Genomic DNA, 26202 nt, shown 5'->3' with positions numbered 1-26202 from the left:
AGATTTTTCTATTCTAACACATCTATAGGTGCGTAGGAAAGCATGAGTTTTTTTATACCTTCGCTTTCAAAAGCTACAGTTATTTCAGCATCTTTATCTTTTTCTTTCACCTGCACTACTGTTCCTAACCCCCACAATTTATGTTTTACTCTCATTCCAACGTCTACTTTCTTTATCTCTTTCTTTACAGTACCAGTATTTTTATAGGTATATCCTTTAAAATATTTCTTCTCTGTAACTGTTTTTTTAGTAACTGCTGCTTCCTTTAACTTTTCATTGCAATCATGTGTAAGCTCTTCAGGAATCTCTTCTATAAACCTTGAAATCATATTATAATTTGTACGCCCGAAAATAGTCCTCAATGTAGCATAAGTAAGATACAAGATTTCCTTTGCCCTAGTTATCCCTACGTAGCAAAGACGTCTTTCCTCTTCAAGTTCATTATCATTGTTAAACGCTCTAGATATAGGGAATATACCTTCTTCCATTCCACTTAAAAATACAATAGGAAACTCTAATCCCTTCGCACTATGCAATGTCATCAATGTAACAGAACTATCTATATTTTCTTCAGCTTTATCTATATCAGATAATAAGGAAATGCTAGATAAAAAATCTTCAAGTTCATTTTCTTCATTCTTCGCCTCAAATTCCATAGCTACTGATACGAATTCCTCAATATTTTCTATTCTGCTCATTGATTCTATTGAATCATCTTTTTTTAATTCTTCTACATATCCTGTTTCTTCTATGACCTTTTCAATAAGCTCTTTTACACCGATTATTTCCTTCATAGCCATGAATTTTCCTATTAATGATGCAAAAGATTTTAAATTTGTTATTGCTCTATGAGATATATTTGGGATCTCCTCAGCATCAAAAATGGAACTAAGCATGCTTTCTCCCTTTTTAGCACTATATTCCTCTACTTTTTGTAATGTAATCTTACCTATCCCACGCTTCGGCACATTTATTATACGTTTAAGGCTTATATTGTCTAAAGGATTTTGAATAAGTCTTAGGTAAGCCACAATATCCTTTACTTCTTTTCTATCATAAAACTTAAGTCCTCCGACAATTTTATAAGGAATATTTGATTTAATAAAAGTTTCTTCTATAACACGAGACTGAGCATTAGTTCTATATAATACAGCAAAATCTGAATAACTTCTTTTTTCTTTATTTATTATATCCTTTATTGTCTTACAAATAAACAATGCTTCATCACGTTCATTATCTGCATTATAAATATTTATTGGTAATCCTGTATTATTAGTAGTCCATAACTTTTTGCTTTTTCTTCCATAGTTATTTGCAATTACTGAATTAGCTGCATTTAATATATTTTTAGTTGAGCGGTAATTTTGCTCTAACTTGATAACCTTAGCATCAGGATAATCCTTTTCAAAATCAAGTATATTACGTATATCTGCCCCTCTCCACCCATAGATACTTTGATCATCATCGCCTACGACACAAATGTTTTTATGCTGCATTGACAATAATCTAACGAGTTCATATTGAGCCCTGTTGGTGTCCTGATATTCATCTACAAGTATGTATTCAAACTTTTTTTGATAATAATCAAGCACAAGGGGATTTTTCTTAAAAAGCTCTATTGTCTTAACAATAAGGTCATCAAAATCTAATGCGTTATTTTCTTTCAGTCTTTTTTGATACAATTCATAAAGTTCTCCTTTTTGTCTTTCACGAAAATTACTGTAATTTTCATTAATATATCTTTCTGCCTCCATTAGTATATCTTTCTGTGAACTAACAAATCCAAGCATAGATCTAGGATCAAAAAGTTTTTCGTTTAAATTTTTTTCTTTTATACAGGCCTTCATTAGTGTAAGTTGGTCTGAATAATCGTATATAACAAAGTTATTACTATATCCTATTTTTTCTATATTCCTTCTTAATATTCTAACGCACATAGAATGAAATGTTCCAACCCACATATTATCAACTTTATTACTTATGAGTTTACCTATTCTTTCTTTCATCTCATTAGCAGCTTTATTTGTGAAAGTTATAGCAAGAATATTTCCTGGAAATACTCCTTTTCCCCCTATAAGATGTTCAATCCTATCATTTAAAACTCTTGTTTTATCGTTATTAACATGATTTAAGTAATTTCTCATAAGATCTAAATCTTCTAGCTGTAACCCATCAGGAACATAATTACTTTTATATATATTTCCAAATCTAATTAAATGAGAAATTCTATTAACTAGTACAGTAGTCTTGCCTGATCCAGCTCCAGCTAAAACTAATACTGGTCCTTCTGTAGCAAGCACAGCTTTTTTTTGCATGTTATTTAAATGAGTGTATTGTGATTCAATTATTTTATCTCTTAGTTCACAAAATTCACTCCTAATCTGTTCATCTATCATTGTTTTATCACCTACATCCTTATTTTTTCATAAAAAAGAGAAATATAAATTCTTTTCCTCTTTCTAAATAGTATATCATAAAATTTAGTTGGTTTTAAAAGCTAATATTTATAGTATACATATTTGAGTAATTTGCAAAATTCCATAAATTATAGGTAAACAAAAATTAAACTTAAAGTATGTCTATTGAAATTGTTTACCTATATTTTGTTATGCAAATTTCTCATTTGAAAGAAATTAAAAAAGAAGATGCATACTCATACATCTCCTTTTATTATTTGCATAATTCCTTTATTTAAGATTCTAATTTTTTATTTAAAGTTTCAGGTAGAAATGCCCAAAGAGCTGCTCCACCAAAGAATATAATCATAACAATTCTAAAAATACCAACCATTCCAGCAGATGTAGACGCAACACCTGCTATAATTGGAAGGAAAATAGACGAAATAATTCTACCTCCATTAAATGATATTCCTGGAGCTAATGAACTGAATTTTTTAGGGAATAATTCTGTATAATATGCTCCCCATGCACCTGAAAATCCAATATTTAAACCAAGTAGTAAAGTTACTATTTTAAAAGTATTTACATCGTCAGCTCCTAATCTCATATATATGAATATAAATACTGCACACAATGCCATTCCTATTGCTGGTTTCTTTCTTCCATATTTATCTGCTATAAATCCCCACAAATTGTATCCAATCAATTGTCCAATTCCTTGTAAACTGTAAATACTACCTGCTGTAGCAGCACTTATACCAATTATAGTAGTTAAATATGTTGTAGCATTATTAGAGAAAGCTGAATATGCTGTGAAATTTGCTCCAGATAAAAGGATAACTCCTATACCAATAAATAGATATTTCCCTTTATACATATTTAAATAGTTAATCTTTTCACCTTGTTTATTTGCTTCCTCATTACGTTTTTTAGTAAGCTCTTTATCATCTGGAACTAAAAATTGAACCAAAATCGCACCAATTATTGGAGGAATTACTGCTGTATAAACTAACATTCTCCATTTTTCGTCCCCTAATGCACCATATAGCTGTCCACCAAAAATCATAGCAACTGAGAATAAACTAGTACAAATTGCTGCTAATTTCCCTCTATACTTTTGAGGAAACATTTCAGCCACTAGAGGAACCGCTGTACCAAATACCCCACCTAAAGCAAGTCCTGTTGTAAAACGTGCCACTCTCCAAAGAGTGTAACTTGTTGGAGATAAAAGTGGTAAATAAGTTGTTGCTGCAAACATAATAGCTATAGTCATAAGTGTTCTTTTTTTACCTATTTTAGAAGCTAATACACCAAATATCAATGTACCAGGAATAGTACTAAATGACATAATTGCAAATATTGCTGAAGCTTGAGATAGCTCAAATCCAAAACCACCTTCTGCTATAGGTTTTATCATAGTAGGTCTAACAAAAGTTCCTATCATAAAATTATAGCAATAGAAAAAATATATTATAGCTACTGATAAAAATGCTAAAATTCTCTGAGTATTACTTCTGTCTGCCCCTAAGATAATTTCATTGCCTTCATTAGATATATCATTTTTCATTTATATTCTCCTCTCTTTTTTTACAACTTATCCTTTATTCAAAAGGAATTTATTCCTTTTGAATAAAGGATATTTGTTTTTAAATTATTCTTCTTTCGCTTCTGCCGGATTAACAAACTCATCATCGGTTTGTAAATATATCTGACGCAATACATCTAATCCATCAAAAGTAACCCATTCTTCGACAACTTTATTGTTGGCTATATGGAATTGATTGATTCCTAATATCTCTACTGGTTTTCCAGAAGGTTGTCCAAAATATCCCCTACCTTCATGTAATCCAGCAAGTCTCCATCTAAGTGATACATCCCACTCATTTTCTTTCTCTCTTTGATTACATGTTATGCGATCAACAATATAAGATGCATTAGGAAATGAAGACATAAAGCTAATTAGCATTCCTTGTATTTGATCAAATCCAACTAAATCTTTGTCGCAAATATAATGAACAACTGCATTGTCTGTATAATATTTTTTAACATCGCTAATCATTTTGTATTGGTAAATTCTATTTGTCATCTCAAGCATAAACTCTCCAACACTTGAATCTTTTGCAGTATACTTTTCTGGGAAAAATTGTCCTTCCATACTTTCACATATGCCAAAGCGACTTTGTAATGCAGGTGTTTTATGAGCAGTAGCCTTTGCCATTTTCTTTGCGACTTCATGAGGGTCAAACCCTAACTGTTTTACAATCCAAAGGTTGTCTCTTACAAGCCACTCTTCGTGTATTCTATTGTTATGTGCAGCACAATCAACTGTAGTTCTAAAAGTTACTTTTCTTCCTGTAGCAGGTCCAAATTCGCTATCTCCTAGGTTCGTAGCTGTAGATATTATTCTATGGGACGATAAATACCCCTTTTCATCAAATTTAGACCAAATTACATTTTGACCTATTAATCTTCTATCAGGAAACGCATGTAGCGTTTGTAATGTTCCAGCAATTACGCTTTGAATACCTGTTATATTACTTGAGCCAGCATGCATAACAACATTATTGTGATAAGTATCATAAATAACACCAATTCCCTTTTCTTCCCATATTCTATGAGTGATTTTTAATATATAATCTACAAAGTCACGGTAATCATCGTCAAATCCTTCTAATTTTTGCTTTCTTTCTTTAATATCTACAAAATCATTGTAATCATAATATCTAACAGGATTTACATCATTACTATTCCCATAAAACACTTTATGATTGCTTACTTTTTGTTGAGATTTAAAATATAGTTCTGAAGTTTTTGAATTTTCTTTTAAATTTGAAGTTCCCTTTTTATCATCTGGCATTATTATTACCTCCTCAGTAAATTTTGTATTTCTAGTTTCATGTTATAACTTAGGATTTAATATTTCACTAGTACGTTCAAGTATATCTAAACCTTGTTGTTTCAACCAGTAAGGTATATCTATAAGCACCCAGTTTTCTGAAAGCTTATCTCCTTGACGACAATATACATCTACTACTTGCATATCAGCTTTAATTTCTCCTCCTGGTAATCCTAAGAAGCCACCAATAGGAGTATTTGTTAGGTTAGGCCAGCCGAAGAAACAAGCAAAGTTACCTTCTGCAAAGCGACAAACATGGCCATTAAACTTCTTATCCTTCAAATTATTCCTAAAAGGCAATTGATGCTGTTTTTGATACCTTGGTATAGTATAACTTGCACCAATACCACCTGGTCCATACCAAATCATATTTTTAGACCACGTTTTTTCTAATATTTCTGGTGGACACCCCATTGATCCACTTTCATTAAGAGCTGAAAGGTCATCAACCATTTTATTAACAAGTTCTAAAGTCTTAACACCTTCTTCTTCAGGTGCATCTTCAAATAAAAGTCCATCATGATTTCTAGGCCCTGGATATACAAAATATGCCCCTGTTGAAGGTGGTAATGGATTTATTCCAGCTTGCAGCATAAAACCAATTATGTCTACAAATAATCCTGTTTTTGTTATTTTCCCATCTTCTACACAGTTAAACTCTGCATATCTTAAATTTATCATCTTCCCAGTAGGTCTTATACCTAACCACTCTGAGTCAAATAAACCCATAAAATGCCCCATGCTCATAACCCATTTCTCACCACTTATTTCATTAGTTCCTGCAATAAATATGTCCTGCCTACGCTGCATATGATTTAGAGAAGTCATTAGTGGGATCCAAAACTTCTCTGCAACATTTTCAATACCATACTGTTGACGGAATGGATAAACTCCTTTCCAATCATATTCTTCACTGATATATTTTTTCAAAACATCTTTTACGTTTTCAGGATTAGAATTTTCTAAGGCTTCAAAATATTGCCTTACTAAATTTTTAACTTCTTGATATTTACCCATAATATCCTCCTTCATTTTAATTTATTTTATAGTGCAATAATCATTAAAAACACATATTGGAAAATGAAAAATCCAAGAATAATCCAAGAATACTTGTCAAATTGTAAAGGTAATATTGACACACCATCTTCTTCAGTACGATTTTCAGAAATCAACTTTTCTCTTTGCCCTATAACTGTAAATTCTTTAATATCTTCAATTTTTCTATCAGATTTTAAAACAGCACTTGCAAAATATCCAATAGAAAAAGTTGTAACCAATCCAATAGCTGGCTTTAATATCCAACTAGCATTTGTATAAACTCCAAATAAAATTGTTAAAATAAACCCAATGATTGTACCCGTTACTGTACCTTTGTCATTAGCTTTTGTAGTAAATAGTGCAAGAAAAAACACTCCACACATAGGACCAGAAATATAAGAAATATAACTACCAACTACATCTAACACAGATTTTGTTGTACCTGAAAATCCTAATAAAGTTACAATTATAATTACTATTCCCCACATGGCAGAAATAAACATTGACCTTTTTAATGATGTTTCAGTTTCATCTTTTGTAATAAATCTTTCATATATATCTTTCACAAATACTGTCGACATAGAATTAAGTAATGAATCAACACTAGACATAGCAGCAGCAAAAACTCCTGCAATAACTAGTCCTATTAAACCAATAGGAAGGTGATTAGTAATAAAATCAATCATAATACTATTTGCATTTTCAAACTCTATTCCTTTATAAAATACAAACAAAAGAACTCCTACTAACATGAATATAAAATACAATACATTCATTACAAAACCACTAATGACAAAAGATTTTTTAACACCTTTCATTGACTTTGCTGTTAATATCCTTTGAACTTGTCCTTGGTCAAATCCAAAATACCTAATCCACATAACTGTTCCACCAACTAAAGTCATCCAAAAACTATTTGTATATGAAATATCAAATGTAAAATTAATGGCATCTAGTTTCCCTGCTTGTTTAGCTAATGCTAAAGTTTCAAAAAAGCCCATATTAACAGATTTTAAAATAACTACAATAGAGAAAATAATTCCACACCACATTACAAGCATTTGAACTGCATCAGTCCAAATAACTGCTTTTATACCTCCTAACAAAGTATAAGCTATAGCTGAAACAACTATAATTGGAACTACAATTGTTAAACTCCACCCTGTAAAGGTTTTTAAAATAAGTGCAGGTATAAATACCATAGAGCTTATTTGAATGATTGAATTAGCTAGAAATCCTATAACAGCTAATAATCTAGTCCCAATCCCAAGCCTCATTTCTATATACTCGTAAATAGAAGTTAATTTTAGATTGTATAACACAGGAATTGTAGTAGATAGTATAATGAATATCGCTAATGGTATACCTATCTGTACCATATAGGGACTTATTCCCGAACTATATGCCCATCCTGGCCCACCAACGAAACCGTTTGCACTAATTGTTGTTGCAGCTACAGATAATCCAATTGGTAACCAAGGCATAGATCTTCCAGCTAAAAAATAATCCTCTGAGTTTTTATTCCCCTTTCCAAGCCCCCATCCTATGAACATCATTCCTAAGATATAAAATAATATAATAAAAGTATCTATTTTTGAAATCATTTTACCCTCCTAATTAATGTTTTAATGATTGGTGTTGCTTGTGGAAATAATATAATAGACTTATTATGTGCTTTTGACATAAAATTAATTTGTAAGATATTGAGATAAGTTTTATTTAATATTATTTATTATATTCTATTTGTTAATTATTATTGTATTTTGTAACGTTTTATTAGGCAACTTATACTTTTTCAAATTTCTTACATTTTTATTTAATTATTTTTTCTGTATTTTATGAATATTTTGATAAATTAAGTTATAAACACCACTTTGCTATTTTATTAACAATCAATCGTGCAATATTTATACAACATTTTTTCAGAACAAAATTTTTTAATAATTAAAAATATAGTATATTTATCTAAAAATACAGTTCTTCAAGCGCCTTTTTAAAATCCTTTTTTTTACTTTTTTATATTGTTAATTTTCAATTAAGAAAACTGCATAATATAATACCTAACAATTTTTAACAATAAACTTGCAAAAGTTAGACCCTGAAGTAATTATGCAATTTTCTCATGTAATTACCTAATTATTAAAATTGTTTCTATTTTTATGTAGATTTATTGATATACTGCCTAATATTTTTTTTAAAGCAACTTCATATCCTATTTCAATATCATTATTTAAATAAAAATCTATTACTACTTTCTTTAACTTTTCTAGTAATACATCATCATCATAATCCCACATTACTATTTCTTCTACTAAGGATAAATGTTTAATTATATATATATATTCATAGCATATTTCGTTTAATAATCTTTTTACAACGTCTATAATTTCATCTTCTTTTTTTAAAATATTTTTAATTCGTGCATATGTAATTAAAAAATCGTGATTTGAACCTGATATATTCCAAGACTGATCTGAGAATATTTTATTTATATATGTTTCAGCTTTATTTACATCACCTTGTTTTAAATAATACAATGCGTATTCATTATAAACATATTTAATAAAATCATCTTCCTTAGATAATAACTTTTCTGCTTCACGATAATTTTGTAGAGCTTTTTCATTATTTCCTAAGTTTTTTTCTACATTTCCAATGTTCATGTAAACAATAGCTTTGCTCTTAGGGTCTTTGTGATAATCAAAAACTTTTTTATAATACATCTTGCTCTTTTCATAATCACCAAATGAGTTAAACACACTACCAAGGTTGTTGTATATATGTCCTTTAGTCAGAGGACCCTTTACTTTTTTTATAGTCTGGTTAAGCTCTGATAAAAGTTTATTAAAAACTGTTTTGGAAACATCCTTACCTTTCATATAAATTAATTCAGAAAGATAAAGACCAAATCTATCTATATTTTCTCTTCCTCTCATAGAATTAGCAGCTACTTCTATATAAGCCTGTGCCCTATCTTTTTTATCCTGATTCATAAAATAATGAGCATAACATCTACAAACAATTGCATAATCTTCATATAGCTTTTTTTGCAAACAAAGTTTTTTTAGTTTTTCAAATTTAAAAATATCTTTAAATTGATTATAATAATCTATATACCAAGATATCGTACTTGTAAAGTATCTTATCTGTTCTTCATCTGATAAATACAAATTATTAAAATCTACACCTAATGCTTTCATAGTTCTTATTTTAAAAGTGGATGACCCTAATTTTCTACTTGACAAATATTGCTCTATGGTTGATTCATATAAGTCAATCTCGTCTGCAAAAGCTTTAATAGACCCAAACTTTTCTATTATTTTTTCCCTTATTTGAACGCCGGGAGTTTTTACTTTGATTTCGTTTAACTCTATTTTTTTCATATTTCCTCCATGTCCTCCATGTATGAATCAATATTTTCATATACGATTACTAATATTTTATTATTATAACACATTGGTAATTTATATATTATAATATTTGAGAAATTTGCAAAAGTTAGTCTTAAAATAACCTAAAAAATAAACTTTCTCTGCTCTAATATTAAGCACTGTTTATGGTAAAACATCAATACAGTGCTTAAATAAGTAGCAACGAAAGTTTATTTTTTAAATCAAGATTATTAAATATTAAATTTTCTTTATGGGATAAAAGCTACACAAAAGGATCAAACTGCTTTGATATTTCGCCAACGTTATTTGGACCCATGTCAGAATCAAGCATATGAATCTTAATTATTTTTTTATTTTTAAAAGTATCAATTATTTCTTGAAGATATTTAGCCTCTAACTGCTTCTTATTTCCCCAAAAACTGCCTTCAATGTCTTCTGGAAGTATCTTGTTGACAACGAGATATTCTACATTTATATTAAATTTTTCTAATAGTCCTATAGCTTTTTTAGTTTCTTCAATTGGAAGCTTTTCAGCATTTAATACAAATATGAAATTTAATATTTTATCATTGGTTATTATATCTTTTACTTTGTTAATCCTTTCTAATCTACCATTAAGTATCTTAATAACTGGGTCTTTCATTATCTCTTCATTATCCTTCTTGCCAGCATTATTAGCCATTTGCATAAGTCCTAATGCTTTTACTCTTTTGTTTATGAGTGTGTTTAACCAAGCTCCTAATAATTCAGGAAGAGACAATATTCTAACAGTGTGCCCAGTAGGTGCAGTATCAAAAATTATTTTTTCATAATCATCATACTTTTCAACCATTATCTCAATCATTTTATCAAACAAAGCCGCTTCCTCTGTCCCTGGTGATATCGACGCCGCATCAATTTGCTTATTTATTTCTCTCACAATAACAGGACTCACTACATTTTTTAAGTCATTTTTTACTCTATTCATATATTTTTTGCTTTCTAATTCTGAATTAATTTCTAATCCATAGAGATTTTCATCTAGTTTTACTATTTTATCTCCTATTTTTTTACCGAATATATCTGCAGTCGAATGAGCTGGGTCTGTAGAAACAATCAATGTTTTCTTACCTGCCCTTGCACAACTTAACGCATAAGATGCAGAACATGTTGTTTTACCTACGCCACCTTTGCCACCAAATAAAACAATTTTATTCAATATTCATTCCTCCTTATCTTATGCATCCAAATCATAATCTCCCCATTTTTCACCCCATATTGATTTTCTATCCATCATTCTCCTTTGCCAATGTTCTAAGTCCTCAGCAATATAAGGTAGTATCTCTAAAGTATAATATGTAGTAGGTATAGGTAAACCTAGCATGTCTGCAAAGCACAAAAGAATAAAATTATCCATTTCATCATGAGCTTCCTTTTCTAATATAGCTCTAGATTTTCTGTTAAAATCTGAAGCACCTTTAAAAAATAATTTGAAATTCTCTATTAACTCCTTAAATTTTTTCTTGTCCACATTTTCACTTCCTTATTATTAGGATCATAATAGTACTTAATATTCAATAAAGCTAACGTTTACAAACGTTAGCTTTATTGAACCACATAAATCTTTATGCTTTCATATCTTTAATTTTATCTTCAGTATTCGTTTTCAATGCCTTTGTACCTTCTTTTATTAGTACTAAAGCTAGTATGAATAATATTACAGCTATGAATACCAATGGCCATGTTTTAGCAATATTAGCTAAATTACCTTTAATCAATAATATTAAAGCAAATAAAGTAACTGCAAACATGAACACAGTTGGAATTGAAGCCATTCTGTACTCTTTTCCATGTTTTTTCAAGTATACAGCTAATGCTAACAATGCTAAAGCAGATAATAGTTGGTTTGCTGAACCAAATATTGGCCATATTGTTTGCCAACCTTTGAAAGTTAAAATTCCACCTAATACTACTGTAATCAAAGTAGCAACATATTTATTTGAAAGTGGATTTGAAGAAGCTTCTCCTTCTTTGCTATTTTCAAACATTTCTTGGAATATAAACCTTCCAAGTCTTGTAGCAGTATCAAGTGAGGTTAATGCAAAAGCTGATATTGCAAGTGCTGTGAAACTCTTACCAGTTTCAAAAGGTATACCAAAAGTACTCATAAAATCGCCAATACCGTTTGCAAATACATTTGTAGCACTACCTTTTAATAACTCTGCTAATTGGTCTTTGCTAACATAAGCTGCAGTAATTATAGCAAGTGTAGCAAGTACACCTTCTATAAGCATAGCACCATATCCTACAAGTTTAACATCTTTTTCATTGTCAAGCTGTTTTGATGATGTTCCTGAACCAACCAATGAATGGAACCCTGAAATAGCTCCGCAGGCAACTGTTACAAATAATATTGGGAATAATAAATTACCATTACCAAGATTAAATGCAGTAACAGCATCTAATTTTATTGTAGGATGAGAAATAAATAAACCTAATATTCCACCAATAAGCATAGCATATAGTAAAAATGAGTTCAAGTAATCTCTAGGTTGCAATAGAATCCAAACTGGTGTTATAGATGCAATAGCTATATAGAATAATAGTATAATTACCCAAGTATTATATGATAATTGAATTGGGAATAATAGCCCTAACCATATGCATATGAATAGTAAAATAACTCCAACAATACTACTTATTCCAAGCCCTGCACCTTTTCTATATACTAAGAAACCAAATGCTATAGCTAATACCATAAATAACATAGATGAAGTAGCAGCAGAAGGAACTGAAGTAAAAGTACTAGCACATATTGAAGCAAATGCTGCAATTACAAGCAATAAAGTTAACCATGCAAACCATGAAAACAACTTCTTACCTGTTTCACCCATATTAGCGTGAATAACTTCACCTATAGATTTTCCGTCATGCCTAACAGATGCAAATAAGGAACCCATGTCGTGAACTCCACCGAAGAATATACTTCCTATTATTATCCAAAGCATTACAGGTAACCAACCAAATACGGCAGCTCCTATAGGACCAGCTATAGGGCCTGCACCTGCTATTGATGAGAAGTGATGTCCAAGCAATACTGGTGCCTTTGCAGGAACATAATCCACTCCGTCTTCTCTAGTATGAGCAGGTGTTTTCCTGTTTGGGTCTACTCCCCATTTCTTACATAGCCACGCACCATACGTAGCATATGCAATTAGAAAACAAACAACAGAAATAATAATAAGAACTAGTGAATTCATAAAATACCTCCTTTATTTTTTAGGCTAAATACTCTCGCTAAATAAAAATTTCTTTTTCTCCCTCCTTCCAAATTTATTTGAATATATTTTTTGAGTAATTGGATTGACAATAAATAATCTAGTGTCAACCCATCCTTTGAGCCCAAATTTAAAGGTTTTATGAAACTTAAATTTTTTAACTTCTCTTATCAAGTTATCATCTAAGTCATCAGCAGTAGAAAATAAAAAGGTAATTATAGTAGACATATGCTCATCGTTAATATCTACTATTTCATCTACATTTTCATTTAAAAAATTATAATAACTTTTAAGACTGTTAGCATTAAAAGTCTTATCTATAGTATTATAAAAAATATATTCATTTGTTTGAAAAGCATATATTTCAGCTTTTTTCATTAGCATATATTTTGCACTTCTTTGATAAAATTTTGCAACTATATCAAACTTAAACCCATTAATTTCTTTATCATATTCTAAATCAAAATATCTTTTTAAACTATTTTCTAAATTGGCCCTATATTCTGAAATATTCATATGCTATTAATCCGCCTTTTCTCAAAATATTCATCTACATTTTTTCTACAACTATAGTATAATACTTTTAAAAAAAATATACAATATATATATTTCAATAAAATGTAAGGTATACAAGTTTATATTAATAATAGACAAAATTATTTAGTAATTTTGCAATTTTTTTGTATATATGGCTTATATAATAGGCATATGCTGCAATTAATATATTCTTAGTGTTGACTTTAATTCTTTTACGGGTTTTACATTACCCTTTAAGACAATATAGTCTATATCTTTTGTATTCCTTATATCTTCCAATGGGTTTGAATTTAATACTAGAAAATCTGCAACTTTTCCAACTTCAATTTTCCCAAAATCATCAGTCAGTTTAAGAAATCTAACTGGGTTTACTGTAGCACATTGTAAAGCCTCAAGATTTGAAAAACCACAGTTCACTAATTCCTCCATTTCCTCATGAACGCTATATCCATAAAATATTTTAAATTGGTCTCCTAACATACTACAATGCGAGTCAGTACCTACCATGAACAATAGATTACTCTCATGCATCTTGTTCATCAATTTCATTTTACTCTCATACATATAATCAAAAAATGAAATTAAATTTGCCTTTTTAAGCTCTTTAGTAAAATTCTCCATAGAATCTATTAACTCTTGAGAAATATACTTATAAAATTCAGGCTTTGAATCAATAAGTTCAGAAGTTGCAGCCTTCATTATTCTCAATGTAGGCACATGATAAACTTCATTTTTAATGCTTTCAATAGCTATTTGCTCAAATTTACCTTCATCAAAAGTATCAGCTGCTTCTTTTTCATTCAATTCTGCAATCAAATTATTTTTGGCATTAACGTATTTTTCTCTTAAAATATTTTCAGAAGAAGATGCCCCCAAAAACATTCCTGTAAGATGTTCAATACTTTTCTGTCCAAGCTTTATGGCATCTATGATTCTAACCTCATAAGGAACGTGCCCAACAACATCTAGCTTAAACTTTTTTGCTTCTTTCACAAGTTCACAATATTTATCATAGGGTACTTTATTATGAACTTTTATATAATCTACACCAAAATCATATAATTTTCTAATAACCGATAAAACATCATCACATTCTTTAATATTAATTCTACTGTCTGTTCCTGGAATAGTTTTATCATCTAAAATAGGACCCGTTGCAAATACATTCATAGGAATAGACTCTTCCTTTAATTTTGTTTTTAAATACTTTAGTTCTGAAAAAGACGACCCCATATCTCTTATACCTAATACCCCATTGATTAATAAATGTGGAATAGCTAAATCTGCATTATTAAGTATATGAATATGCATATCCCATAAACCTGGAATCAAAAACTTACCATCACAATTTATAACTTCATATTTTAAATTATCAATCTCGTAATTTGAATCCAAAATATCAATAATTCTATCACTCATAACAACAACATTCTTATTTGAATCAATGTTCCCAGTATACAAATCAATAATATTAACATTTTTAAACAAAATAGGTCTTAAGATATCTCCCAACATTAATGCCTCCTTTTGTAACTATATTAATATTGATAATACTACTATAAATATTGCTATCAGTGCGTCACCTATAACTAATCCTGTTGCTGCATTGTTGTAAGTAGCAGCACACTTTACTCCGCATTTTTTTTCGATAATTCCTCTTATTACACCACCTAAAGATAGATTAACTACAATTCTAGGCATAAGATATAGTGTGATACCCAGTGCACCTGCTGGTAATCCTATAATCGACATTCCTAATCCAATAACACTTCCTATAATAAATCTACCAATGTCAAATATATTTCCTACATTACCAGCACCTGATAAGCCAGACGCTACGGCATGATACATTTTACCAATAGGATAAGACATTTGAGTAGAAGAAAGCCCATAGGTTTTTAATAACCCATAAAAAAATATGGTCCCAACAATTATTCCTGGTATAACTCCTACTATTTGTGCCCATACTTGCTTTCTAGGAGAACCATTTAACATATATCCTGTTTTTAAATCCATCATTGTATTTTGTGCTAATAACGTAATAGTACCTGACATGAAACATATAAGAATGGATATAATAGGATCTTTAGTTATCGAATAAACTACAACTATTTGAAATATTGTAAACGCTAAAGCGGCACTTAGACCAGATTCCGCTTGTATTCTCACTGATATTAGTGCTGTAGCCATTCCTAAAATTATAAAAAATAACATATATAAAGGATTTATATTATAAGTAATTTTATAGAAAACCAATGCCCCAATAACACATATAATCATACATATCATAACAAATTTAACAGGTACAACTTTTGATTCTTCATCTAAATCTGTACCACTAAATTTAAATGCTCTAAAAATTGCTTTTCTTTGCCTTGCAAGAGGTATGATTGAAGCAAATAAAGACATGCCTATCATAATAGGTATATTAAAGTTTTGCATTGCAGTGTAACTCATTTTTGGATCCGGATACCATCCTAAATTAGTTCCAATTGGTGCAAGCACTAAATTGGAAAATAAAGACCCAATTAATAAAATAATACTTATTTTAAATCCCAAAATATACCCCATGCCTATCATCATAGGCATCAATAATACTCCCATAACCATGCCTTTCGGTAAATATTTTGAAAAATCTATTGTTACAGGAATAACACCAACAATATTTTGTAAAAAAACTATTATTGCACCTATCCCTATAAATAGAAATAATATCTTCGCGTCTTTTCCAGTAAGATTATCCCCATTGTCAATAGCTGTTTTACACATCATTGATTGTGGAAATGGTAAATTAGGGTCCTCAACCATTTGCTTTCTTATCAATGTAACAAAGCAAATACCTATAAGATTAGCAAATATTAGAGTAATAATAATTTCGTACCAATTAAACTCATGTCCTAAAAACATCGCAGCAATATAATAAACAGCTAACCCAGAACAACTTAATGCTACAGCAGAAGCTGTAGTTTGCATAATATTAATTTCTTTTGAATTCGTAGAACCTCCAATTAATGGGATTAATATCACACCCAATATGGAAGCTACAGGTGAAACATTTAAATCCATCCCAGCTACTGCAGATAAATATGTAAGTAGTGCCATCATAACTATTCCAACAACAATTCCCCAAAATAAAGCTCTAAATGTAAATTCTTTCTCAACTTGTGTAGCTTGCTCATCTGTTGATATATTTTCTTTCACGCTGTAAACCTCCCTTGTATAAAATTATAGTCTTTACTGAACCGGTTCAGTTATATTGTATAGTAAATTTTTCAAAAAATCAATATTTTTCTTTATTTAAAATAAATTCCTCTATCTTAGATATTATCAAATAAATTGACTAAAACTTCCATAAATTATATACTGTATAATGAAGAATATATTTTAATTAATTATTATCACATAAAATAATTAAAGATTGGAATGATTATTATGCCGAAAGAAAATTATTATAAATTAGATGATGTAAAAAAAAATAAAATTATTAATGCTGCATATAATGAATTCCTAGAACATAAACACAACTACAAAAAAGCTAGTGTTAAAAGAATCGCAAAAAATTCAGGTATTTCAATTGGAAGTTTTTATGAATATTTTCATGATAAAGATGATTTATTCTTGTACCTAATTAAAAAAATCATTCTTAAAAAACAAGATTTAATTTTAAATGAAAATGATAGTTTGAAAGATAATTTCTTAAAGTTTGCAAAAATTTCTGAAAATAAGGCATTTCTACATGATAGAGAAATTGAATTATTAAAAATATTACTATATGATAATGAAGATATTAAAAGAAAATTTTATTTCGATTATGGTATAGATAATTTCATGCAATCGAATATTGATAAATTATACAAAGATAAAGAAAAAGGATTACTTAGAGACGATGTAGACATAGAGTTTGTTTCATACTTATTTACTACATTAGAATACAATATTATAAAGTATTTTGAATTTAAAAATATCTCTGATAAACAAGAAAAAAATAGGATTATAGAAAATTTTATAGAAATGGCTTTTAGGAGCATTTATAAATGATATTGTTTAAATAACAATATAGGATTTACTAATAGAAGTAAAATATAAAGTTTAAGGAGGAAAATATGAACTTACTTGAAATACAAGATTTGATAAAAAAGTTTACTGAAGATAAAAATATAAATTCACCAGTTAGTGTTAGAGTTATAGACCTAGCTTCAGAAGTAGGTGAACTGTCAAAAGAAGTCTTAAAAGGTACTAGCTACGGTAATAAAAAATTTGAAAAAACTAAAGAATGGAATAGTGAAATTGGAGATGTATTGTTTTCTTTAATTTGTATTGCTAACGAAACAGAAACTAATTTAGAAGATTGCCTAAAATACGTACTTAATAAATATGAAAATAGATTCGCTAATAAAGGAGATTTAGGTTCTGGAAGATAATATTAGTTCAAAATAACTGCATATATAAGCTTTAAATTGAAAATCAAAATAAGGAAGGAAAATATTGAAATATTTTCCTTCCTTATTTTATTACCTTTTTCCATTAATACAATTCCTTATAGGTAGAATACAAACTTGCCCATGCTTCCAGCTTCAGTAAACCTTCACTGGGTTTCAATTCCTTATAGGTAGAATACAAACCAAAAAGATGGAACAATGCTTTGCCCTGAAATACTTTCGTTTCAATTCCTTATAGGTAGAATACAAACCATGCTTTACCCTTTCTTGCATTTCTGTGTGCTAATTGGTTTCAATTCCTTATAGGTAGAATACAAACAAGAGCAGCAATAAAGAATTTATTCCCAAAGAAGTATTGTTTCAATTCCTTATAGGTAGAATACAAACAATCATACCGCCTAACAAACTAATATCATTTTTATTGGTTTCAATTCCTTATAGGTAGAATACAAACAATTAAACGATACTATCGACAATGCAAACATTGCAAAGTTTCAATTCCTTATAGGTAGAATACAAACCTTGTCCCTTCTCTTTACAAAAAACTTAAAATAATTTGTTTCAATTCCTTATAGGTAGAATACAAACGAAGCAGGTTACATTGAATATCGGAATTTATCACAAGAGTTTCAATTCCTTATAGGTAGAATACAAACAAACTTGCAGAAATGAGAGAAATACAAACCTTTGAAAGGTTTCAATTCCTTATAGGTAGAATACAAACGGATTTATATATCCAATTTTCTTTAATTCAACAGAGTTGTTTCAATTCCTTATAGGTAGAATACAAACGGAAAAACTTCTAACTTAATTATTGAACAAACTTTGAAGTTTCAATTCCTTATAGGTAGAATACAAACAATTGCAATCAAGAATAATATATTTGAAGATTTTGCAGGTTTCAATTCCTTATAGGTAGAATACAAACTCTCCTGGCGGTATCATTTTTATGTTGTTTTGCTCTGGTTTCAATTCCTTATAGGTAGAATACAAACTTCAGTGACCTGTTTTTGCATTTTTGGAAGGAGGCGGAGTTTCAATTCCTTATAGGTAGAATACAAACTGGTACGATAGCGTATACACATACGTAGAAACACAAGCTGTTTCAATTCCTTATAGGTAGAATACAAACCATCATCAGGTGGTACTGTATTGCCTAATTCATAATCAGCGTTTCAATTCCTTATAGGTAGAATACAAACTGGGACATCTGATAGTAAAAAAATATCGTCATCATGTTTCAATTCCTTATAGGTAGAATACAAACTATGTTGTAATTTGGTATACTAGGTTTTTCTACTGCAAGTTTCAATTCCTTATAGGTAGAATACAAACTTTTGTTCTGTAATCGGTTCTATAACAAATCGAGTCAAGTTTCAATTCCTTATAGGTAGAATACAAACTCCGCAATAGCAATATCAATATTGTCTTCTATTACCTTGTTTCAATTCCTTATAGGTAGAATACAAACCCTAAATGACCATAATTTTCTTTAGTAAAATAAGTTTGTTTCAATTCCTTATAGGTAGAATACAAACTAGATCCAAAAGCAATTGTTGATATACAGAATCAAAGTTTCAATTCCTTATAGGTAGAATACAAACCATTACCAACTTTTTTGACTACTTCATAAAAGTCTTGTTTCAATTCCTTATAGGTAGAATACAAACAATATTTACCCAATACAGGCACAGCAACTTGTGCATTGTTTCAATTCCTTATAGGTAGAATACAAACATTTCAAAGTTACATATGCAGATGGAAGAATAGAAGGTTTCAATTCCTTATAGGTAGAATACAAACGAAAATTCAATTATGATAACCAAACGATACATAGAAAGTTTCAATTCCTTATAGGTAGAATACAAACAATTTCAAGAAGAGAAGGTAAAGATTGAATAACAGCGTTTCAATTCCTTATAGGTAGAATACAAACATCTCTCATTGGACATTTTTTAGCTTTCTTATCATTGTTTCAATTCCTTATAGGTAGAATACAAACTGGTAATAGTAAAACATTAGATATATATAAAGATGAAAGTTTCAATTCCTTATAGGTAGAATACAAACCCACCGGACGGAAAGTTTACATATATCCCTTTATCAGTTTCAATTCCTTATAGGTAGAATACAAACAAGTGCTACTGGAGATGCCAAGGACCTATTAAAGCGTTTCAATTCCTTATAGGTAGAATACAAACCCATTTAGGTATTGGTTTTACTATATTTTATATTTTCTATACATTTTAGAAAAATCCTTCTTTTTCATTAAATTTTTAATTAATTGTTGATATTTCAATGAAAACTGACAAAATAAAATTGTCGTCGATCCCCAGGGGTTTTTACGCTATCTAGGGTCGACGACAATTTTATTTTCTCAAATATGTTACAATATATTTTCTTCTCCACCTTTTTTTATTCCCATAGTTTCAAATTCTGAATACTTGGTACTTCTAAATTTATATATCATTACTGAATCTTTATCTTCGTTTATTATTCTACTAAGTTCTAACTTTAGTTTAATCAAATTTGCATCAGTTATTTCGCCTTCAAATACTGAATTTTGTACCCAATATAAATATTTTCTACAAGTTTTTAATACTTTTGCTACTCTTTTTTGCTGCACATCATATACGAGAATAACAAACATATCCCCACCTCATTACCATCTTGATACATATGGGATATATTCTTTTTCTCCCAATAAATGTTTTTCCAATTTATATAATTCCATTCTTATCAATCTTCTATATGAAACACTTCTTCCTAGTTCTCTATGCTTAATAGTAGTTTTAAGCCTTTTATCGAATTCTTCTATGAATTTTTTTCGTCCTCCTTCATTTAGTATTATTCCTCCCATGTCTTTTTCAAAATCTTTATCAGTTATCATCTTTTTTGATATTAGAGTAAATATTATCCTATCAATTATAATAGGTTTGAAAACCTCAGCTACATCTAAATTTAATGTAAACCTTCTAAAATTTGTAGTATGTAAATAACCTATTCTAGGGTCTAAATGTGTCTTATATATTTCTCCTAAAACAAGGACATACAAAAGTGAATTCCCAAAACTAATTAACGAGTTTAGATGATTTTTAGGTGGCCTCCTTGTTCTCTGCTCAAAGATAAAGTTTTCATTATCTATTATTTCATCGAATGCTTTATAGTAAGTATCTCTTATATTCCCTTCAATAGCCATCAATTCATTTATATTTTTGCAAAGGTTAATTCGACTACTCAATAAATCTATACTATTTTCAACATCAGTAAGTTCCTTGCCCCTATTTTTATAATACTTTATTATATTTAACATATTTTTACTGCTTCCTTCAACAAATTTAGCAGCAATTAATAGCCGCTTATCTTCATCAAGATAATGCTCAGACTGTTTCAATATAACATATCCCGAATTTAAATGTTCCCTAGGATAATATGTTCCTACATAATACCCATAATAGTTAAAAAAATGCAACAATATCTCTTTTTGTGACACAAATTCAAGAAATCTTTTGTTTAAATCTACTTCCCCAAATATAAAAAAGTCACTTATATCTTCTATGGGAATATATTTCTTTCCTCGTTCTGTTTCAAAATACAAGGTATTATTTTTCCGCTTTAACTGTCCATCATTAAATATATAAATGGTTTTTTTCATTTACTCACCTCGTTTAAGACCAACAAAATTCATTGTAAGCACATTTCTTACAAAGACTTATTTTTTTAGGTTCCTGTGGCAATGGTTCATAAATGATTCTTAATATATCTTTTTCAACAAATTCAAGTTTATCGATAATGTCATCAGTTAAAACTACTTCTTCCCTTTTTTTCTCTTTAGGAAACATAAGTATCCCTGTACCTTCTATCCCTTGTTTTTTTAATTCCCAAAGATAATAAGCAAGCTGCATTTTGGCACTTTCTTTATATTTTGAGCTTTTTTTAACTTCACCAACTACTACTTGTCCATCTTTTTTATGAAGAATATCAACTTTTATATGACCAAAAGATATTTCTTTTCTTTCTCTCATATATGTATTCTCATGTAAAAATCTACCTAAATCTATATATTCATTTTCTTGATCAGGTATTAGATTACGAGCCATAAGCCATACTTCTCTTTTGCAAATGTAATAATACCATATCAAAGTCCCATTTACTTTTATATCCTCCATTGTTTCACTCCTAGATTGCAATTATTTATTAATTTCAAAACACCCAAATCCTTGAGCATTTTTGCTTCCTAATCCAGTATCATATGCAAATCTAATAGCTTCAGGACTAGCTATCAATTGATATTCTCCTATCCATCCTTTTATAATAAATTCTTTATATTTAGTTATAATCTGTTTTGTCTTATTTTCATTTAAAGGTTGTATATGAAAACGGGATTTTTCTAAATCTTTACCATAAAAAGATTCATACTTTTTAAGTAAGTTTTGATAAATAAGTTTATCAAATACGTCATCATCAGGTTTATGATATATAGTTTTTTTCTTTCCATAAACTTCTACTGTACTATAAGTTACCATAGGTGAAAGCATTGTTATAGGTACACTTTCAGTATTAATCTCAGGTTTATATGCCGATATCTCCTTAAGCACAATATCAGTATTACCTAAAAAAAGAATATCTTTTTTTAGTAATGTACTACCAAAATCATTGATAAAATCATCTAAAACTGATGATACAACAATTGTTATTGGTGAAATAAAATTTATCGTTTTGTTACGACTATTTATTTCAAACTTTCCATTTATCCTAGAAAAGGTGAATAATTTAAAATTTCTTTTTTCATATTTATAGCCTTCGTCATGTAAAAATTTTCTAAAAATCCTATCTGATATGTTTTCATAAATAAATCCTTGAATAATATGATTATAATGAATAGGAAGAGTAAGTTTGTCCTCAAACGAAAGTTTCATTTTTAGTCTCACAATTATCCTCCTAACTTTTAACCTTTATAATTAACCTTTATAATTAGAGGAAATTGCAAAATTTCTTGAATTGCTTTATTATGTGATTTCCTCATTGTACTTGGTAATATATTCTACATATAATATTAATTTTCCTTCTTTGTAACAATTTTGTGATATAAACTTTCAATATGATCCCAGTTTTACTTGGGATAAAAATTGAAAAACTCATCCCAATGGATTGTTTTAGTTTCCATTTGGATGAGCAAAATAATAATCTTTAAAAAATCAAGCAATCATCATTTTCTTCCCTTTTAAAACCTGTTGTATCAACATAAAATTGTTCAATACCTTCTCTAGGTAAAAATATCATTCCTCTTTCTACTGCAAAATCTTTGAAATATTTATTTGGAATTGACAATATATAATTCTTCATATCTTTTCGTATATCTAAATAGAGTTCCCTTTTTTCATTGAAGTTTTTTATTTTGGACAAACTTAGATATTTCTCATAAGTTTCTTCAGCTACATCATCATATATAAAAAACACATCTATGTATGTCGGGTTATTTTGAATTAGAGAAAATCTATTTAACGAATATTCTCCCTCAGAAAAGTCTATTGTTTTTATTGATTCTATATACTTCCTAGATTCTTCTTTTGACTTGTTTTGTTTTATCATATTAAAATACTCATTTATAAACTTAAAATATTCTTCTTCATCAATTTTTTCCTTGCCTTTAAGGAGTCTTTCTGAAATATCTATTAAAGTATTCCCGTACACATATTTTGCATAACTTTTCCCTTTTTCATCAATTATAGAGTATACATGCACATCACCTATTTCATTTTTATTATTTCTATTACACCTTCCTGCACACTGAATTATCGAATCTATTGGTCCGATATCTCTTATAACCATATCAAAATCTAAATTTACTCCTGCTTCAACTACTTGAGTTGAAACAAGGATTATCTTATCATTATTTTTAAGTCTTTCATCTATTTCTTCTATTCTCTTTCTTCTATGAATAGGAAGAATATTAGTTGATAGATAATATACTTCTCTATCAATTTGCTCTAATTTTTTATAAACACTTAAGGATTCTTTGATTGTATTACAAACTATCATATAAGATTTTTCTTCTAAATTCTCAATAAATTTATCAGTAAATTCATCTATAGTAACTTTTTCTATTTTAGGTATCAATCTAGTTCTTTTAAAATATTTAAAATATTTTTCACTATCTTCTAATAATTCTAATGAATCTGTTAATATAAATGGTTTTGTAGCTGTCATAATAATTATCTTTACATCTAAATATTCACATGCTTTTCTCAAAATATAATCTACTAAATCAAAATATTTTATATCTATAGCTTGAATTTCATCTAATATTATTATTGAACCTTTTATTGAATTAAATTTTTTAAGCATCCTATTTCTTGTGCCAATTAAAGTCTCCAAAAGCTGAACAAATGTAGTAACTACTACTCCACTAGACCAATTTTCAATTAATAACTCAGCTTCTGTCTTAGTATAATCTCTATATTCACTTTCATATTCTACAGTTGATAAATTATGGTGTTTAATAATATAGCTGCTATAATTCTTTTCAAAATTTTTTATGCCCTTATTAAATATATCAAATAATACACCATAATTTTGTTCTATAATTGAAGTAAAAGGCAGTGAATATATTATCTTTCTGTCATCTCCAAGTAATTCTTTAAGTTTTAGTGCTGCAAAAAATCCTGTAATAGTTTTACCTGTACCCGTTGGAGCAGTTATAGAAAATGTATTATAATTTTTATAATTCCTCTCAATATTTTCTAATACTTTTTCAAATATTTCTGTTCTAATTTTATCTATAAATTCTGTTGATTTTCCAAACTTATTTTCTCTTACAGTATTTAATGTTCTATAATTAGCAAATTTCTCCTCAGGAATAAAAGTATTTGAAGCACTTATTTTATCCGCAGAAATCAATGCTGAATACAATATCTGATGGACAAAGTAATTTTTTTCTGATTTTAATCCTCTAATAGATAAAAGGTCTAATTTTTTAAGTTTACCTAAAGTTTTTTCTACAACGCAATCCTCATATATAAATTCTTCAAACTCATTTAATATCCCTAAATTTTTCATGTCCATTTTTATAAATTCTATATTATTTTTCATATCCTCAATTTGTTGATATGCTATATCTATTTTTTCCAATACATTTATAGGAAAATTAGTTCTAGATATTTTTTTGAATTTATCAGGAAGATTTACTGAAAAACTTTCTAGGTTTCCATGATGGTGTAATACCGTATTATATATAATTAAAGGAAGGATATTACCTTCCCCAAATTGTCTTAATCCTAAGTAGCCACTAAATACTGCAGATATAAAACCATGATTTGATAAACTAGTTTTTTTCTTATTTTTTAAGTATTTTTGAAAATAAGAAGTATATTTTCCAAAATCATGACATAATGCAACTATTTCATAAGCTTTTTTATATTCATTTGGAACTTGATCTATGGAAATGTCCCTTACCTCTGTTAAGTGTTTGATCATTGTTTTTTCAGGATGAGAATAATATTTCATATATACCACCTTTGTTTATAAAAAAACTATATTTTCTCCATTAGAAAGCTTAATATATTCTCCAATAATTTGTACTTCCAATGGTTTTCCTTCTTCTTCATAAATATAAGTTGTAACTTCTTCAATTAGCCTATTATTTCCAAAATCTCTCGGCATTCTCTCTTTAATCAAAGACCCTTCAAATTTTTCTATATTTATTTTTTTTATTTTATCACTCTTAATAGCTGTAGAAATTACCTCATATCCCTCATTGTTAACTTTCTTATACTCTACTTCGTCTATATATTCAATATAACAACTAAAAGGAGCACTTCCAAAATATAAAGGATATACTGGCTTGTTTCTATATATTCTTTCTTTTATTTCATTAAATATTTTTTCATCTTCATGAGTTAGATAAAATCTATATCGTATATTTTCATCTCCTGTTAAAAGTTCAAAGGGAATTTGAGTATGAGATTTTGGAAGAATAATTTCTCCAATTCCAGTAGCTTTTATATAATTTAAAGATTGCATTATTTTTCTAATCTTTCCCATATTTCTAACTGCTAAATGCAAATTATCTGAATTTAATATCTCATAATAGCTATCTCTTTCATAGCCCAACAAAGCTCCAACCATACCTTCAATAGTTGTTCTAGGAGGTATTGAATAAGATAACGAAGAAGAATTTGTGTAGAACTTCCTAAAATGTGCAAATTTACCCCACAAATCAAAAATTACGATTTTCATATCAAT

The 26202-nt window shown here is 28.7% G+C and carries 20 protein-coding genes and 1 CRISPR repeat array; of the genes, 2 read left to right on the top strand and 18 right to left on the bottom strand.

Going from position 1 to position 26202, the window contains the following annotated elements; translation table 11 throughout:
- Positions 1-8: 8 nt before the first annotated feature.
- From pcrA to ACZ41D_RS03860, 12 genes are all read right to left on the bottom strand, one after another.
- Positions 9-2396 (bottom strand): DNA helicase PcrA, encoded by a 2388-nt coding sequence (gene pcrA / locus ACZ41D_RS03915; protein ID WP_464152629.1) that lies wholly within the window; start codon positions 2394-2396, stop codon positions 9-11.
- A gap of 295 nt (positions 2397-2691) precedes the next feature.
- Positions 2692-3966: an MFS transporter gene (locus ACZ41D_RS03910; RefSeq protein ID WP_464152628.1), complete on the bottom strand. Its 1275-nt coding sequence runs from the start codon at positions 3964-3966 to the stop codon at positions 2692-2694.
- A gap of 84 nt (positions 3967-4050) precedes the next feature.
- Complete coding sequence (locus tag ACZ41D_RS03905; RefSeq protein WP_464152627.1) at positions 4051-5256, bottom strand: ester cyclase; 1206 nt, start codon at positions 5254-5256, stop codon at positions 4051-4053.
- A gap of 42 nt (positions 5257-5298) precedes the next feature.
- On the bottom strand, positions 5299-6312 hold the full coding sequence (locus ACZ41D_RS03900; protein ID WP_464152626.1) for an ester cyclase: 1014 nt from the start codon (positions 6310-6312) through the stop codon (positions 5299-5301).
- Positions 6313-6338: 26 nt separating this feature from the next.
- Positions 6339-7937 carry a sodium:solute symporter family protein gene (locus ACZ41D_RS03895; protein ID WP_464152625.1) on the bottom strand — a complete coding sequence of 533 codons (1599 nt, stop codon included), beginning with the start codon at positions 7935-7937 and terminating at the stop codon, positions 6339-6341.
- A 528-nt stretch (positions 7938-8465) separates the two neighbouring features.
- Complete coding sequence (locus ACZ41D_RS03890; RefSeq protein WP_464152624.1) at positions 8466-9716, bottom strand: tetratricopeptide repeat protein; 1251 nt, start codon at positions 9714-9716, stop codon at positions 8466-8468.
- A 271-nt stretch (positions 9717-9987) separates the two neighbouring features.
- Entirely contained in the window at positions 9988-10923 is a 936-nt protein-coding gene (locus ACZ41D_RS03885; RefSeq protein WP_464152623.1) for an ArsA family ATPase, read from the bottom strand.
- 18 nt (positions 10924-10941) lie between these two features.
- On the bottom strand, positions 10942-11235 hold the full coding sequence (locus ACZ41D_RS03880; RefSeq protein ID WP_464152622.1) for a DUF7990 family protein: 294 nt from the start codon (positions 11233-11235) through the stop codon (positions 10942-10944).
- 94 nt (positions 11236-11329) lie between these two features.
- Positions 11330-12964 carry a carbon starvation CstA family protein gene (locus ACZ41D_RS03875; RefSeq protein ID WP_464152621.1) on the bottom strand — a complete coding sequence of 545 codons (1635 nt, stop codon included), beginning with the start codon at positions 12962-12964 and terminating at the stop codon, positions 11330-11332.
- 24 nt (positions 12965-12988) lie between these two features.
- Positions 12989-13498 carry a DUF8052 family protein gene (locus ACZ41D_RS03870; RefSeq protein ID WP_464152620.1) on the bottom strand — a complete coding sequence of 170 codons (510 nt, stop codon included), beginning with the start codon at positions 13496-13498 and terminating at the stop codon, positions 12989-12991.
- Positions 13499-13699: 201 nt separating this feature from the next.
- Complete coding sequence (locus ACZ41D_RS03865; RefSeq protein ID WP_464152619.1) at positions 13700-15034, bottom strand: amidohydrolase family protein; 1335 nt, start codon at positions 15032-15034, stop codon at positions 13700-13702.
- Between the two features lie 18 nt (positions 15035-15052).
- Positions 15053-16720 (bottom strand): OPT/YSL family transporter, encoded by a 1668-nt coding sequence (locus ACZ41D_RS03860; RefSeq protein WP_464152618.1) that lies wholly within the window; start codon positions 16718-16720, stop codon positions 15053-15055.
- 231 nt (positions 16721-16951) lie between these two features.
- On the opposite strand from ACZ41D_RS03860, the gene ACZ41D_RS03855 reads away from it, so the two are divergent.
- Both ACZ41D_RS03855 and ACZ41D_RS03850 read left to right on the top strand, forming a co-directional pair.
- A complete protein-coding gene (locus ACZ41D_RS03855; RefSeq protein WP_464152617.1) occupies positions 16952-17557 on the top strand; it encodes a TetR/AcrR family transcriptional regulator in 606 nt (201 codons plus the stop codon).
- Between the two features lie 65 nt (positions 17558-17622).
- Positions 17623-17940: a MazG nucleotide pyrophosphohydrolase domain-containing protein gene (locus ACZ41D_RS03850; protein ID WP_464152616.1), complete on the top strand. Its 318-nt coding sequence runs from the start codon at positions 17623-17625 to the stop codon at positions 17938-17940.
- A 105-nt stretch (positions 17941-18045) separates the two neighbouring features.
- Positions 18046-20159: direct repeats of the CRISPR family, unit length 30 nt; unit sequence GTTTCAATTCCTTATAGGTAGAATACAAAC.
- A 185-nt stretch (positions 20160-20344) separates the two neighbouring features.
- Here the strand turns inward: ACZ41D_RS03850 and cas2 are convergent.
- The 6 genes from cas2 to cas5 all read right to left on the bottom strand — a co-directional run bounded on the left by cas2 (position 20345) and on the right by cas5 (position 26196).
- Positions 20345-20608 carry a CRISPR-associated endonuclease Cas2 gene (gene cas2 / locus ACZ41D_RS03845; protein WP_464152615.1) on the bottom strand — a complete coding sequence of 88 codons (264 nt, stop codon included), beginning with the start codon at positions 20606-20608 and terminating at the stop codon, positions 20345-20347.
- Between the two features lie 12 nt (positions 20609-20620).
- A complete protein-coding gene (gene cas1b / locus ACZ41D_RS03840; protein WP_464152614.1) occupies positions 20621-21613 on the bottom strand; it encodes a type I-B CRISPR-associated endonuclease Cas1b in 993 nt (330 codons plus the stop codon).
- A 13-nt stretch (positions 21614-21626) separates the two neighbouring features.
- Positions 21627-22127 (bottom strand): CRISPR-associated protein Cas4, encoded by a 501-nt coding sequence (gene cas4, locus ACZ41D_RS03835; RefSeq protein ID WP_464152613.1) that lies wholly within the window; start codon positions 22125-22127, stop codon positions 21627-21629.
- Positions 22128-22148: 21 nt separating this feature from the next.
- Complete coding sequence (cas6, locus tag ACZ41D_RS03830; protein WP_464152612.1) at positions 22149-22889, bottom strand: CRISPR-associated endoribonuclease Cas6; 741 nt, start codon at positions 22887-22889, stop codon at positions 22149-22151.
- Positions 22890-23148: 259 nt separating this feature from the next.
- Positions 23149-25464 carry a CRISPR-associated helicase Cas3' gene (gene cas3 / locus ACZ41D_RS03825; protein WP_464152611.1) on the bottom strand — a complete coding sequence of 772 codons (2316 nt, stop codon included), beginning with the start codon at positions 25462-25464 and terminating at the stop codon, positions 23149-23151.
- A gap of 15 nt (positions 25465-25479) precedes the next feature.
- On the bottom strand, positions 25480-26196 hold the full coding sequence (gene cas5 / locus ACZ41D_RS03820) for a CRISPR-associated protein Cas5 (protein WP_464152610.1): 717 nt from the start codon (positions 26194-26196) through the stop codon (positions 25480-25482).
- Positions 26197-26202: the final 6 nt, after the last annotated feature.

It is taken from the genome of Brassicibacter thermophilus (assembly GCF_055378355.1).
This window is presented reverse-complemented; position numbering and strand designations above follow the sequence as displayed.